This is a genomic window from Methylobrevis pamukkalensis, from assembly GCF_001720135.1.
GTDB classification, from domain to species: domain Bacteria; phylum Pseudomonadota; class Alphaproteobacteria; order Rhizobiales; family Pleomorphomonadaceae; genus Methylobrevis; species Methylobrevis pamukkalensis.
On record NZ_MCRJ01000042.1, the window covers coordinates 17818 to 31339 of the forward strand.

Here is a 13522-nt window from a genome sequence, read left to right on the forward strand (position 1 = left end):
GCGACACCCGATGTTTTGCCTACCTTATGTCCTCCGGAGAATCAATGTTTCCCCGGCATGGCGGCGTTGCGGCATGCAGGGGAATGCCGACGGGCGCGCCGGATCGTCAGCGCCAGTCGCGGTCCGTGCCGACGACGCCGTCGAGGATGCGGACGGTCTCGGTCAGGGTTCCCTTGCGATAGTCGATCGCCTGCCGGGCCGCGAGGTCGACCAGGGCGAGGAGGTCGTCGTGGCCGCGGGCGGAGAGTTCGCGCGCGGCCGCCACCGCCTCGTCGCGCACCGCCGCCTCCGGCCGGCGGGACATCGCCATGACGAGGTCGGTGTAGGAGGGCGCGAAGGTGTCGAACAGCTGGATGTTGCGATCGAGATGGGTGCGGTAGTCGGCCTTGAAGGCGGGATCGAGGGTGGGATCGGCGAGGGTGTCGCGCTGGAAGCGGGCGAGATCGGCGCGCAGCTGCATCTCGAACGCCATCAGCGCTGCCGCCACGAGATCCGAGCGCAGGGCGGCGCGTTCCAGTTCGTTGCGGCGGGCGAACTCGGCGTCGAGATCGGCCTTGAGCCGGCCGATGCTGGCCTTGAGATCGCGGTTCTCGGTGTCCTTTTCCAGAAGCGCGAGGGCGGCGGTCGGGTCCGGGGCCTGCGGATCGCCGCCCTCGCGCTGGAGGCTGCGGGCCGCCGTTTCCAGCCCGTCGATGTCGGCGTCGGCGCCGATCGCGGCGGTGCCGATGACGATCCGGAAGCCGACGTTGCCGGCCCGAAGTTCCCCTTCGCCGGCGCGCGAGAAGAAGGGATATTCGTCGCGGGTCGCCGAGCCGATCGCCTCGGCGGGATCGAGATAGGAGCCGCCGCGGGCGATGGTGCCGCCGATCTGGCCGTGCAGCCGGTCGGCGCGGGTCATGCGGAAGGGGTCCAGCACCAGTTCGGCGACGTTGCCGTAGACGTCGTGCAGCATCAGGGGGTTGGCGGCGCGCAGGCCGATCGGGCGGGGCGCGCCCTGGGCCGACCGCGGGCCGTTGTACCAGGCGTGGGCGTCGATCCCGTCCGCCATCGGATAGCGCGGATCGGCGCGCGCAGCGTCGGACACGGCAAGGCCGCCGCGGGCGGCGAATTCCCATTCGGTCTCGCTCGGCAGGCGGACATAGCCGTCGATGACGTCGAGCGCCACCAGCGAGGCAAGGCCGTTGGTGGCATCTGCATAGATCCAGCCGTTGAGACGGCGGGTGAAGTCGATGGCGTCATACCAGCTCACCCCCCGCTGCGGCAGCGCGTCGTCCGGGGTGAGGCGGGCCGGGCAATCGGCGGGCGTTGCCGCCATCACCGCCCGGTACTGGGCGACGGAAATCTCGTATTTGCCGATGTAGTAGAAGCGATCGCCGGCGGTGGAGACGATCGGGCCGGCGATATGCTCGTCGCGGCGGTTCTCGATATAGCCGCGCACGCCGTCGGTGGTCCGGCCGAGGCTGATCTGCTTGTCGGTGAGCCGCGCGGCACCGCCCGGATCGCGCAGGGCGTCGGTGACGACGCGGCGCAAGGCCAGCGACCCGCCGCAGGGCAGCGGCAGCATCACGTCGTCGGGGGCAGGCTTCGGGTTGAACACCTGTTTCGGCCAGTCCGCGGCTACGGCCGGGACCGCGGGAATGACGAGACTGCAGGAGAGGAGCGCTGCGGCGAGGCAAAGGACCCGTTCAGGCGTCATCGCGAAGATCTCCGGTGGACGAGCGGGACAGGATCGAGGCGGCAAAGGCGGCGGCAACCATCAGCACCGCGAGCAGGGCGGCGGCCGACGCGGCGGCGAGCTGGCCGAGGGTGAGCCGGCAGACGGCGCCGCCATCCGGGGCCGCGCCCGGCAGCAGCGCGTCGAGGCCGGTGGCAAGGCCGACGAAGCCGGCGAGCGCCAGCAGCAGCCCGCCGAGACCGGCGCCGAGGGCATGGGTGGCGACATAGGCGCCGATGTCGCCCCCCGTCGCGCCATCAGCCGCAGCAGGGCGAGGTGACGGCGCTGCGGCAGCAGGTTGAGGCCGAGCGTGCTCCACAGCGACATCAGCGCACCGGCGCCCAGCGCCGCGCCGGCGACGGCCACCAGCAGGCGGGCCGCCCGGTCGAGCGACAGCGCGAAGCCGACATCGGCGTCATCGGCTTCCGGGTGATGGCCAAGGGCTTCCAGCGCGGCCGTCACGGCGGCGACCTCCTCGATCCGGGCGGCATAGATCCGGGCATTGGACCAGGCGGTCACGGCGTCGCCCGGCGGGCGGCCAGCGATGCCGCGGCCGGGGAGGGCATAGCCGTCGACGAAACTCTCCAGCTCGCGGATGAGGCCCGGGGCCACCAGCAGCCGCCGCCCGGTCAGCCGTTCCGGCGGCAGGACGGCGATCACTCTCAGCGTCACCGCAAAGGTCTCGCCGGCCCCGCGTGAGCTACGCAGCAGCATCGCGTCGCCGGCGCCGACCCGTGCCGCGCGGGCAGCCCCGGCCGAGAGCGCCGCCTCGCCATCGCGGGGCGGGGGAAGGGTGTCCAGCAGCGGATCGCCGGGGGTGGAGGGCAGCAGCGAGACCTCCTCGGCGCCGCGACCGTCGGCCGTGCCGACGAAGGCGCGCACCGACAGGCCGCGGGTGGTCGGCTCCACGTAGCCGATGCCGGCAATGGCGCGGATGGCGGCGACGTCGGTGTCGCGCAGCGTCCGGTCGCCGCCAAGGCGGATTTCCAGCCGCGTCGGATCCCGCCGCAGCACGTCGAGCAGGCTGTCGACATAGCCGGTCTTCAACCCCCACAGCACCAGCAGCGGCGTCAGGCAGGCGGCGATGGCGGCCATGGCGATGACCGTGCCGCCGGCGCGGCGGACGAGATGGCGCAGGCCGAGAGACGGGCCGATCATGCGACGGCCCCCGGTGCGGGCCGCAGGGTGCTGGCGTCCGCGCGGCCGTGGTCGCGGACCATTTCGAGGGTGGTGAAGCCGCGGCTTGCCGCGAGCGCCTCGTCGTGGGTGATCATCAGGATCGCGGCGCCGGTGTCGCCGGCCTCGGCGATCAGCGTGTCCAGCAGCCGGCCGGCGGTGCGGGGGTCGAGCGCGCCCGTCGGTTCGTCGCAGAGCAGGAAGTCGGGGCGATGGGCAAGGGCGCGCACGACGGCGAGCCGCTGGCGCTGGCCGACCGAGAGATCGGCGATGCGGGTGCGCAGCGGCAGGTCGATGCGCAGGGCGGCAAGCAGGCGGCGGATGGCGTCCGGGTCGCGCCGTCCGGCAAGCCGCTGGCCGAGTTCGGCATTCTCGCCGAGGTCGAGGAAGGGAAACAGCGGGCTGGTCTGCAGCACGTAGCCGAAATGGCGGGCGCGCAGACGGGCAAGCGTGCGCGCGCCGTGCGGGGCGAGAAGGTCGACAAGAGTGTTGCCGGCCGAAAGGCTGAAGTCCGTTGCGGCGTCCGGCCGGCAGGCAAGCGCCAGCACGTCCATTGCCGTGGTCTTGCCCGAGCCGGTCTCGCCGACGATCGCCAGCCGGTCACCGCTCTCGAGGCGAAACGCCGGAATCCGCAGCCGGAACCGGCGGCGGCCGTCGCCAAGGGTGCGCTGGAGCCCGCGGGCGACGAGTTCGGCCATCGGTCACGGCAGCCGGTAGAGCGGGATGGTGGTGACGTCCTCTCCGTCCACGGCGCGCGGATCGAGCTTGATCCACTTTTCCGGCGTCGCGTGGATGTCGCGGTAGAGGGCGAGCTTGGATTTCAGCTGGTAGATGAGGTCGCGCTGGCGCGCGCGGTTGAACCGCGCCCAGTCGGCCTGGGTGAGGTTCAGGATCTCGCTGCGATAGGGCAGGTCCTCCAGATACTCGCCGAGCAGGCTGCCGAGCTCGGTGGTCTCGCCGATCTGGCGCATGTCGTTGTTGGCGCGGGCCGAAAGCTCCTGGATGCGGCGGAAGAAGGCGAGCGGGTCGCTGTCGGCGCGCGGCGCCTCGCCTTCCTCCACGATCGGCCGCAGGGCCTCGGCGAGGGAGGAAAGCTGGTTGCGCGTCAGCATCACGCGGATGTCGAGCGCGTCGCGGGCGGGCACCTCCATCGCCTTGTCGGTGGTGAAGCCGGTGTAGAAGGCCGGCGCGGCGGCGCCCTCGCGTCGGCCGACATATTCCAGTTGCATCGCCAGCCCGATGCGGCGGACGAGGTCGCCGGCGCCGCCGGCGGGTGCCACGGCCTCGATCGGCCGCCGCTCGCGGGTTGCCGCGACATTCTCGGCCAGCTGGGCGGCGAGCGCGTCGAGTTCCGCCCGGACATCGGCGATCTTCCCGCCGGGGATCGCCAGATAGGAGGGGCCGCCGCCACTGGCCGACAGGCCGCGATAGGCGGCCTCGGCGCTGTCGTGGTTTTCGCGGCCGGCGGGCGTCTTCAGGTGGATCGTCATCAGCCGCACATTCTTGCGGGCGGCAAGCGCCGCGAGATCGGCGATGTCGATGTCGCCGCCGTGGCCGTTGGCCCGTCCCGCCTCGGGGCGGCGCGGGCCGCGTCGGTGAGGAGCACGACGTAGCGCGCGCCGAAGGGCTCCCAGTCCATGCGCGCGACCGCCTCGTAAAGGCCGCCGATCGCGTCCTCGTCGAAGGTCGGCGTCGGCACGCGCGCCGCCTTCATGCCGCGCAGCTCCTCCACGAGGCGGTCGACGCCGGAGTCCTCGGCCAGCGGCAGGAAGGTCTTCACGCCGTATTCGAGGTTCGGCCTGCCTTCGACCGGCTGCCGGAAGCCGACGAGGCCGAAGCGGATGCTGTCGCCAACCGCGGACGACGACAGGGTGTCCGAGACGCGCGCCAGTGCCGCGGCGGTGGCGTCGATGTAATCCTGCATCGAGATGGTGGTGTCGACGACGAAGACGAAGCCGGCGCGGAAATCGTCGGTCGGGGCCTCGGGCGGTGGCGGCTCGGCGTTGACGGACGCGACCTCGAGGATGGTGCCCGGCTGGCCGTCGGCGAGCCAGGCACTCTGGTGCGACAGGATCGGAAGCAGGTAGAAGTTGCGGTCGATGTCGACGTAGGCTTCGGGTTCGATGGCGACCACCCCGGCCGGCGCGGATCCGCTCTCGGCGGCGGCGCGCAGGTCGGCCAGCCGCTCGACATAGCCGTCGCCCCCGATCGCGGCTTCAAGGCTGGGGACCGCGTCGAAGAACAGCACGCGCGCGCGCTCGGCCTCGATGCGGTTGTTGAAGGCGGCAACGATCGACTGCTTCCAGGCAACGGTGAAGGCCTTGTCGATGAAGCCGAGCGGGGTGCCGCGGCTGTTGACCCCGACCTCGATCCGCTCGCCCGCCTCGCCGAAGACGTAGTAGATCGAGAAGGCCGGCAACTCGGCGTCGATCACCTCCGCACCGGTCTCCGCGCCGGACAGGAGCCGCGCACCCGGCTTGGTGACCACGCGCTGGTAGAGGCTGGTCTTGCCGGGAATGGGCAGGGCCTGCCGCTCCTCGGCCAGGGCCGGACGGGTGACCGGCAGGGCGAACACGACCGCCAGCAGCGCCAGCAGCCGGGCGAGGGGCATGAGACGGGTCATCGGCATCGGTCCCGATCCTTCTGCAGACGGTCACTCGGCGGGGCAGTGGGTGGCATAGGCTTCGCGGATCTTGGCATTCGCACCGAAGCGCATCGGCCGCATCCAGGCGCAGAGGCTGGTGATCCGGCCGGCGGCCTCGGCGTCGCCGGCCGCTTCGGCCTTCCGGTAGAGGTCGATGGCGACGCCGGGATTGCGATCGTCGCCGAGCCCGCCGGGATCGTCGGACAGGCTCGGATCGTTGGCGCTGGCAAGCCAGGCGATGGCGTCGGCCTGATTGCGGGTTGCCGCGTCGTAGATCGCCTCGTAGCCGATGTCGGACAGCTCCGGGCTGCGTCCGGTCTCGCGCAGCGCCTGACCGAGGCGCCACAGCAGGTCGGCGGGCACCGCCGGGTCACCGACGAGGCCGCGCAGGTGATCCGGTCCGCGGGTGATCAGGGCCGCGACCTCGTCTCCGGGCGGTGCGGGCGTGTCGTTGCCGCCCCCGAGATCCTCGATGACGGTGGCGACGGAGACCGGCTCGATGTCGCAGAACCAGCCGGTCTGCCGGCACCATGCGTCCGGCCAGAGTGGAACGGAGATGCCCGCGAGCAGCAGCGCGAGGACGAGACCGCCGGCGGCGAGGAGCAACCGGCGACGCCCCGGCTTTTCCTCCTCCTGATCCCCGCCGGGTCCCGGTCCGACCGGCGGCTCATCGGGCTCATCCGGTCCACGAGGGTCGCCGCCCGGACCCTCCTGTCCTTCCCTGCCGTCCGTACCGCCGGCGCCACCTTCGCTGCCCTCACCGGTGTTCTCGGTCTTGACGGGAGCCCGGATGATCCTGTCCTCGGTCCGGTCCTTGCCGAGCCCGCCGAGCACCGGGTCGTCGAGGTCGCGGACCCGTCCGGCGCGGGGCACCTCCGGCCAGAACAGCCGGCCGGAGAGCCAGAGCGGCGCGCCGTCCGCCCCCTCGATGCGGAGTTCCACCTCGATGTTGCCGGGGATGTGGCCGCAGATGGCCGGGCCGAGCAGCAGCCGCCCGTCCTCGGTCCGGGTCGCCGGGTGGGCGAAGGGCGCCTCCTGCCAGCCACTCCTGCCGAGGAATGCCCGCGACCCGACGTCGGTGCGGCGAATCTGCAGGCGGGCATCGGCGGGCACGGCCATGCCGGGGGCGACGTGGGCATGGCCGGGGCCGAGCCGGCGCGCGGGCGTGACGATGTCGTCGGACATTCCGGGCTCCTCGGTCGGCGTCAATCGGCGGACGGGCCGTCGACGGGGGATTTCAGGACGGCGAGGATCGCCCCGAGACGGGCGTTCTCGGCTGGATCGATGTCGAGGCCGGCGTCGGAGACGGCGTTGTCCTCGACCGTCCGGAAGAAGGAAAACAGCCAGTCGTCGGCCAGTGTCGCGGCAAAGGGCGCCGGCTCCGGCCCGATGCCCGAGGCATCGAAGGCGGCGACGCGGGCGGCGAACACCGGCCGCCCGTCGTCGCCCACCCGCGGACGCGCCTCGACCGGCCGGGCGCGCATGTCCCAGTCGGCGACGAAGCCGTTGACGCAATGGCCGGCGACGAGGGCGGCCTTCTCGCGCTGGACGTCGCGGCGGTCGTTGGCATGGGTGACGGCCTCGATGGCGGCGGCCAGCCGGTCGGCGAGGCGCGCCCGGCGGGCGGCGTGGGCAAGTTCCGCGGCGATCTCGCGCAGGTTCTCCGCGCCGACGCGAGGTCGGCCGCAAGCGCGCCGTCACGGGCCTGGTCGAACAGGCCGTCGAGCCAGACCTCGATCGCGGCGCGGGCCTGCGTGCGGCCGATCGGTTCGGCGCCGGTGCCGCGTGCCGGGGCGGAGGATCTGGCGGCGACGGGGGCGGGGACCAGTTCCGTGTCGGCGGAAGCGCGCGCCGGGGCGGGGCCGCCGTGCCATCGGCGCGGCGGCGATCACCGGCCGGAGTTCTTCGGCGGCGGGCGCCTCGGCCGGCGGGCGGCGGAACTCCGCCTGGTGGAGATGGTCGGCCAGCCGGCCGCCGTCGATCATGAAGGCGCGGATCAGGCTGCCGAGGCGGTGGCGTTCGTCGCAGGCATAGAGATCCTCGAGCACCCGATCCGCCACCTTGCGGCGCTCGGCAAGCCGTTCGTCGAGGTCGGTCGAGACGTGGAAATGGCCGAGAAGGTCGCCAAGCCGGGATCGCAGCGCGGTCAGCCGCGCGCGGATCTGCGCCGACTTCAGCGTCGGCCGACAGACCGGGGCAAGGCTTCGGGCGATGTAGCCGGCGCCGCCGTCGTTGAGGCGCATCATCTCGTCGAAGGCGCGGGCGGGATCGGCCAGATGCAGGTTGACCTCCTCGGTGGCGAGGAAGGCGGCGCGCAGCCGGGCGATCCACGCTTCCTGCTCCGGCTTCACGCGCTGCTCGCGCAGGCCGTCGAAGTCGAAGATCGCCATGTTGCGGATGTTCGGGTTGCGCATCAGGAAGGTGTTGCGGAAGGGCGCGCCGTTCGCCCAGTTGCGCAGCCAGCCGTCGGCGCTGCCGAAGGGTTTGAGCAGCGAGGCGTCGAGCCGGCCGTGGAAGCGGGCGCCGAGGCCGAGGCTCTCGTCCGAGCTCTTCGCCTCGAAATGCATGTCGAAGCGCGTCAGCACCACGTAGAGCAGCGGCGCCACGCCCTCGCGCGCCGCGACCCGGCCGTGGGTCGCCTCGACCCAGCGGGCGATCACCTCGGGCAGCTGGCGGATGTCCATGTTGCTCTCCTTGAGGCAGAGCAGCATGGCCGAGATCTCCTGCTCGGCGGCGTAGCGCTGGAACAGGTACTCCACCTTGCCGCGCAGCATCATGTCCCGGATCGTCGCCGCCGGCTGGGTGGCGAAGGCGCGGGCAAGGCCGACCGGTCCGTCCTCGCCGCCGTCGGCGTCGCCCGGCAGGCCCCGGCCGCGATAGCCGGGAAAATCGAGGAGGTCGGTGTGGTCGAAGAAGTCGAAGGGCTTCTCGTCGATGACGATGCGCAGTTCGGCGGCCAGCGCCGTCACCACCGGGCGCGGCAGCTCGGTCTCGATGCCGCTGTCGCTGCGGATCTTCATCGGGTCGGCGTCGGGCATCGCCAGGCGCGTCAGGGCCTCCACGTCGATGATCGACTGCTGGCCGGTGCCGGTGACGTCGATCGCCTCGATCGGCACGAAGGCGTCGCGGCAGAACCCGAGCCGTTCGAGGCCGCGCACGAGCCGGAGGTAGAGGTCGGTCAGCGGCGCGTGACGGCCCCACAGGGGGGCGAAGAAGGCGCCGAGGCGGTCGATATCGAGCCGGGGCACGATCGTCGCCGCCGCCTGCCAGAAGCCGGCGGACTTGAGCCGCTTGGTCAGTTCGGATTCGGCGACGCTGCGGGCGAGATAGTCCTCGATGTCCCAGACGTCGTCGATGTCGAGACCGTTGCGGACCGCCGGTCCGGCGATGCCGCGGAAGGCCTCGACATGGGCAAGGATCGCGTCGCGCTCCGGCCAGGTCTCGTAGCGGCCCGGATTGCCCTCGAAGAACCAGGTGTTGGCGAGGATCTTGATCACGTCCGCATGACCGAGCAGGCGCAGGTGCACCGGAAAGCCGGGCGGGGAGGGCGCCGGGCGCAGGGTGAAGCGGGTGACGAGACCGGTCGCCTCCTTGCCCTTGTCGGGATTGATCCGGTCGATGTAGCCGAGCGGTGCGGGCAGGCCGTCGAAGCGGGCGAGCAGCGTGTCGCCCTTGCGCGCCAGCACCGAGATCAGGTGCGACTTGCCGGCCTGGCTCGGGCCGAACACGGCCACCGCCATCGGCCGGCCCGCCGATTCGCGCAGGCGCCGGGCCGCCACGCGCCCGCGCCGCACCTCGCGCTCGATGGCGGCGCCCTGCTCGCCGAGCCGCGCGGCGTTGCGCGGGCGCTGCATCCAGTCGACGGCGCCGTCGATCGCCGCGAGCGTCGCGTCGGCGGCGGCAAGGTCGTGCGCGGTCAGGTCCATCGTCTCTCCTTTCGGCCGGCTGGGCCGGCGTGCGCCGTCAGACCGTCAGGATCCCGGAATCCAGCCAGTAGCTCGCGGTGTCGTCCATGGTGCGCAGGGTGAGGAACATCGAACCGGCGACGTTGGCGCCGTTGGGATCGAGCGCCTCGACGATCTTCAGCTCCTCGCGGGCGCTCTCGCGCTCCAGCACGGCATCGTCGTCGTCGGCGAGATCGACCTCGGCGCGCTCCAGCCGGACGCGGATCGGCTTGGGCGGGGCGTTGCCGCCCTTGGCCTCGGCAAGCTGGTAGAGCGGGGAGGCGATCCAGCGCTCGTGCGGCAGCTGCCGTGCGCCGATGATCACGCGCGAGTAGTAGCGCACCACGTCCCGGTCCTCGCCGCCTCCCGCAGGCGGCGCGCTGTCGGAAAAGCGCACCTTGTCGGCGGTCAGCTTGTTGTTGCCGTCGAGCTCGCCGATGAAACGGGCGGTGGAACGCATCTGCAGCCTGTCGGTGTAGACCATGAAGTTGCGGATGCGCCGGTCGGCCAGCGCCAGCAGCATGCCGCCGACCACGGTGGCCGTCTTCGGGTCGTCGATGCGGGTGTCGTCGCGCGAGCGGAACGGATACCAGTTGCCCGGCCGGTAGCGGTGCATCGGCAGGATGCGGTCGGGCGCAACGGCGAGGGCGTCGACGAACATGTCGGCGATCGCCGCCAGCTTGGTGGGTCGGCCGGAGAGCAGGACCATGTCGCAGTCGAAGTGATGCAGCGCCTCGGCGATGTTCTCGACCACATGAGCAAGGGTTTCGCGCACAGCGCGGCGCATCAGGTCGAAATCGACCGTCACCGGCACGTCCTCCAGCCGGAAACCGGGCGCACCGGCCGAAGCTGCCGGACCTTCGAGGAAGACCCGGGTGTGGGCCGGAACGGCGCCGAGACGGGGGACGAGATCGCCGAGACGGTGAGTGGTGCTGGTCGCATAGTCGTGGGGCGTCATCTCCTCGAAGGCGCTGAGCAGGGCGAGGGCGGCGGGCAGGAACACCCGCTGCACATACTGCCGGCGGGCGTTCATCTCCTGCACGGTGATGTCGGCATGGTCGCCGCCGAACAGGCGCCGGAGCAGGATCCGCGGCTCGGCGACGCCGAGATCGCGCAGATGCGCCTCGAAGGCCGGCAAAAGCGCCCGCTCGATCACCGCGCGGGTGACGTCGTCGCCGGCCACCCGCACCCCTTCGCGGAAGGTCTGCACGGGCTCGATCGCGCGGTTGTCCTTCTGGAAGTAGGTGGTGACCATCAGGTCGGTGGTGCCGCCGCCGATGTCGACCGAAGCGACGCGCAGCGACGACTCGGGGCTTGCGCCGGGCGCCGGCGGCTCGTCGGGCCGGAAGCGGGGGCGCGGCCGGCCGCGGAGGTCGAGGAAGCCCTGGATGTCGCCGCCGAACTTGCCGGCGATCTCGCCGTAGAGCCAGACGAGCTGGACGCAGGAGGCCTCGTCCCAGCTCACCTGCACCAGCGGCCGCTCGGTGCCGGGCGGCGGCTCCTTCGTCCAGCCGAGCAGATCCCAGATCAGGTCGCGGGCGCTTTCGGCGCGCATCTTCATGATCCGCTGCTCGCGGGTCGGCACCGCGGTGGGCAGGGTCAGGATGATGCGCCGCAGCCGCCGGGGCACCTCGCTCTGGCTGCGCCGGCTGCGCACCTCCGGGCTGTTGATCATCATGAAGGCCTGCCAGATGATCTCGGCCAGCATGAAGGTGTAGATCGCCGAGCGCGAATAGGGGAACTGGCTGCTGCCGGCGCGGATGTCAGCCTGGGAGCGGCCGGGATAGAGCGCGGTGAACAGCTTCTGCTCGCGTTTCAGGCGCGAGAGCACGTCGCCGTTGGCGTTGACGAAGCGGCGGATCTTGAGGCCGATCGGAGGCGGCACGCCGTCGATGTGGTCGCCCTGCGGAAAGCGCCAGGGCTGGCTCGCCTCGGCGACGTCCCAGAGATAGCGCTTCGGGCTCGACATGCCGCAGAGCGCGTCGTTGCCGCCCTGCTGCCGGCTGCGCAGCCTGGTCGCCTCCGGGCCGACACGCACCGGGCTCGGCCAGAAGAAGGCATTCTCGCGCCCGGACTCGCGGGAGAGATCATGCGGGCCGAACCAGGCCTGGGCGAACTCCACATGGCTGTCGAAGGGCTCGGCATAGGTGATCTCCGGCGCCGCGACGTCGCGCAGGCGCAGGGTCATCGCGCTGGCAAGGCCGAGGTCGTCGTGGTTCGGATAGTCCTCGATCAGGATGCCGCAGGTCCGGCTGTTGCCGACGTCGAGGATGAGGTCGACATCCACGGGCACGGCGCGCGCGTCGCGGGTCAGGGTGTCGACGAAGCGCACCCGCGGCGGGCGCAGGGTCAGTTTCAGCAGGTCGAGGAAGGCGATCCAGCGGGCGACATGCTCGAGGGCGTGGCGGATGTCGCCTTCCTTCAGCCGGCGCGGCGCCACCGTCGCCTCCAGATGCTCGATGAACAGCTTGCGCAGCCAGTCCACGATCCAGGCCTGATAGTCGCGCACGGTGCCGTCCGGCTCGGTGCGCGGATCGCAGAGAAAGCGGTCGAGGCTGCGGATGTGGGAGACGAGGGCGAAGCGGCGCGGGTTGGCGATGTCGTCCGCGCGGGGTTCGGTATAGGGGATGTACGGGTCGCTCGCCCCGTCCTTCCCGGCTTCCGCTCCGCTGCCGGTGGTGCCTGCGGAGGTCCCGTTGCCGCTGGTCGCCGACGAGGTCTCCTTGGTCACGTAGTCCTCGATCGTCGTGTCGAAGGCGAAGACGACGATGTGGCCGGGGCTGCCCGGCCCGGCGCGGTCCGGGTCCTCGACGACGCGGACCCGGACCCAGTTGGTCGGACCGTCGAAATAGGTCTCGCGGACGATGCCCGATGCGCTGGAGCGGATCTTCAGGAACGGCACCGGTACCCATTTGCCGAGGAAGGGTTCGAGCGCCTTCTGCTTGTTGATCGTATAGACATGGTCGTCATCCTCCGGCTCGTTGTCCGGCGGCTCGGACGGATCGTCCGGATTCCAGCCCGCAAGCAGGCGCCAGCTCGGCACCGGGGTGCCGTCCGCCCGCCGCGCGCCGGTGTCGTAGGCGCGCTCGATGAACGGCCGATCAAAGCGGGCAACCGCGTCGAGGTCGAGGGACAGGCGCAGGAACTGGATGCCGGAGTTGGGCACCAGCACGAGGTCTTCGACGGGATCTGCGCTCTGGAACATCGTCGCCGTCTCTCCGCTCAGTTGTCGATGGTGGTGACCGGCAGAAGCGGCCGGGTCGGATCGGGGCTGGCAACACCCTCGAAATGCTGGCGATTTTCCCCGCGCCGCACTTCCACGGTGAAGGGCACCGGCCGGTCGTCGTCGTTCGTCTTGTAGTGGATGACCCCGATCCGCATCGGCCCCGGCGGGATCGCCGCTTCGTCGGCCCAGAGCACATGCTCGACCGGATCGATCACGACAGGCGGGTTGCCGTTCCGGTCGTGGTCGAGCTTTCCGCCGCAGACGACCTTGCCCTTGACGGAAAAGCTGATCGAGGTCGGGCCCGTGCCGGGACAGTCGAAGTCCACGCGCAGGTCGAGATCGGCGACCGAGTTCCAGACGAGGCTGATCTCGAGATCACCGCGGTTCAGCTTCTCGGTGCGGCGGTCGATTTCGTCCTCGATGGGCGGCGGAGCGGGGTCTGGTGTGAGTTCGGGAACGGGCTCAGGGGCGGGCTCGGGAGGTGCCGTCGGTTCCGCGCGGAAGGCGCAGTCCGCCGCCTTGTCGCGGGCGATCCGTTCGAGATCAGCGGCTTCGCGCACCAGCGCGCCGACATCGGCGGCGACCGCGCGGCCGGGGCAGAAGTCGAGGCCGGTCAGGCCGCGCAGCGGCGCGAGCGCACAGGCGCGCAGCAGCAAGGCGAGGATCAGCGCCACCAGCAGGGCGAGCAGCAGCCAGAGCAGGGCGGAAAGCCAGGGGAACGCGCCCGCGCGACGCGGCCGCGGCGGATGAGGTCGGGACCGGCGGCGCAGCGGGCGCGGGGGCAGGCTCCCCGGCCGCCGGTGGCCGGACGAAGCGCG

At 71.6% G+C, this 13522-nt stretch carries 10 protein-coding genes; all 10 read right to left on the minus strand.

All coding sequences use genetic code 11. The features are described from left to right. Positions 1–106: 106 nt before the first annotated feature. Entirely contained in the window at positions 107–1696 is a 1590-nt protein-coding gene (locus tag A6302_RS08820; protein ID WP_083255638.1) for a formylglycine-generating enzyme family protein, read from the minus strand. 60 nt (positions 1697–1756) lie between these two features. Next, positions 1757–2872 carry a hypothetical protein gene (locus A6302_RS08825; RefSeq protein WP_069306725.1) on the minus strand — a complete coding sequence of 372 codons (1116 nt, stop codon included), beginning with the start codon at positions 2870–2872 and terminating at the stop codon, positions 1757–1759. Further along, positions 2869–3588 (minus strand): ABC transporter ATP-binding protein, encoded by a 720-nt coding sequence (locus A6302_RS08830; RefSeq protein WP_069306726.1) that lies wholly within the window; start codon positions 3586–3588, stop codon positions 2869–2871. Before A6302_RS08830 ends, A6302_RS08825 begins: the two co-directional genes overlap by 4 nt. A gap of 3 nt (positions 3589–3591) precedes the next feature. Then, positions 3592–4380 carry a hypothetical protein gene (locus A6302_RS08835; protein ID WP_141703576.1) on the minus strand — a complete coding sequence of 263 codons (789 nt, stop codon included), beginning with the start codon at positions 4378–4380 and terminating at the stop codon, positions 3592–3594. Further along, on the minus strand, positions 4380–5513 hold the full coding sequence (locus A6302_RS08840; protein WP_169833547.1) for a vWA domain-containing protein: 1134 nt from the start codon (positions 5511–5513) through the stop codon (positions 4380–4382). Before A6302_RS08840 ends, A6302_RS08835 begins: the two co-directional genes overlap by 1 nt. Before the next feature lie 30 nt (positions 5514–5543). Beyond that, a complete protein-coding gene (locus A6302_RS08845) occupies positions 5544–6719 on the minus strand; it encodes a hypothetical protein (RefSeq protein ID WP_069306729.1) in 1176 nt (391 codons plus the stop codon). Positions 6720–6739: 20 nt separating this feature from the next. After that, a complete protein-coding gene (locus tag A6302_RS21205; RefSeq protein WP_083255639.1) occupies positions 6740–7192 on the minus strand; it encodes a virulence factor SrfC family protein in 453 nt (150 codons plus the stop codon). A 39-nt stretch (positions 7193–7231) separates the two neighbouring features. After that, positions 7232–9460: a virulence factor SrfC family protein gene (locus A6302_RS08855; protein ID WP_069306731.1), complete on the minus strand. Its 2229-nt coding sequence runs from the start codon at positions 9458–9460 to the stop codon at positions 7232–7234. Positions 9461–9497: 37 nt separating this feature from the next. Further along, a complete protein-coding gene (locus A6302_RS08860; protein WP_069306732.1) occupies positions 9498–12683 on the minus strand; it encodes a virulence factor SrfB in 3186 nt (1061 codons plus the stop codon). A 17-nt stretch (positions 12684–12700) separates the two neighbouring features. Next, a partial coding sequence (locus A6302_RS22855; RefSeq protein WP_210183296.1) for a hypothetical protein occupies positions 12701–13522 on the minus strand: 822 nt, incomplete at its 5' end.

Excerpts from the sequence above, each read along its gene's own strand:
- A6302_RS08820 (WP_083255638.1), bottom strand. The coding sequence starts at position 1,696 with ATGACGCCTGAACGGGTCCTTTGCCTCGCCGCAGCGCTCCTCTCCTGC.
- A6302_RS08825 (WP_069306725.1), bottom strand. The coding sequence starts at position 2,872 with ATGATCGGCCCGTCTCTCGGCCTGCGCCATCTCGTCCGCCGCGCCGGC.
- A6302_RS08830 (WP_069306726.1), bottom strand. The coding sequence starts at position 3,588 with ATGGCCGAACTCGTCGCCCGCGGGCTCCAGCGCACCCTTGGCGACGGC.
- A6302_RS08835 (WP_141703576.1), bottom strand. The coding sequence starts at position 4,380 with ATGACGATCCACCTGAAGACGCCCGCCGGCCGCGAAAACCACGACAGC.
- A6302_RS08840 (WP_169833547.1), bottom strand. The coding sequence starts at position 5,513 with ATGACCCGTCTCATGCCCCTCGCCCGGCTGCTGGCGCTGCTGGCGGTC.
- A6302_RS08845 (WP_069306729.1), bottom strand. The coding sequence starts at position 6,719 with ATGTCCGACGACATCGTCACGCCCGCGCGCCGGCTCGGCCCCGGCCAT.
- A6302_RS08855 (WP_069306731.1), bottom strand. The coding sequence starts at position 9,460 with ATGGACCTGACCGCGCACGACCTTGCCGCCGCCGACGCGACGCTCGCG.
- A6302_RS08860 (WP_069306732.1), bottom strand. The coding sequence starts at position 12,683 with ATGTTCCAGAGCGCAGATCCCGTCGAAGACCTCGTGCTGGTGCCCAAC.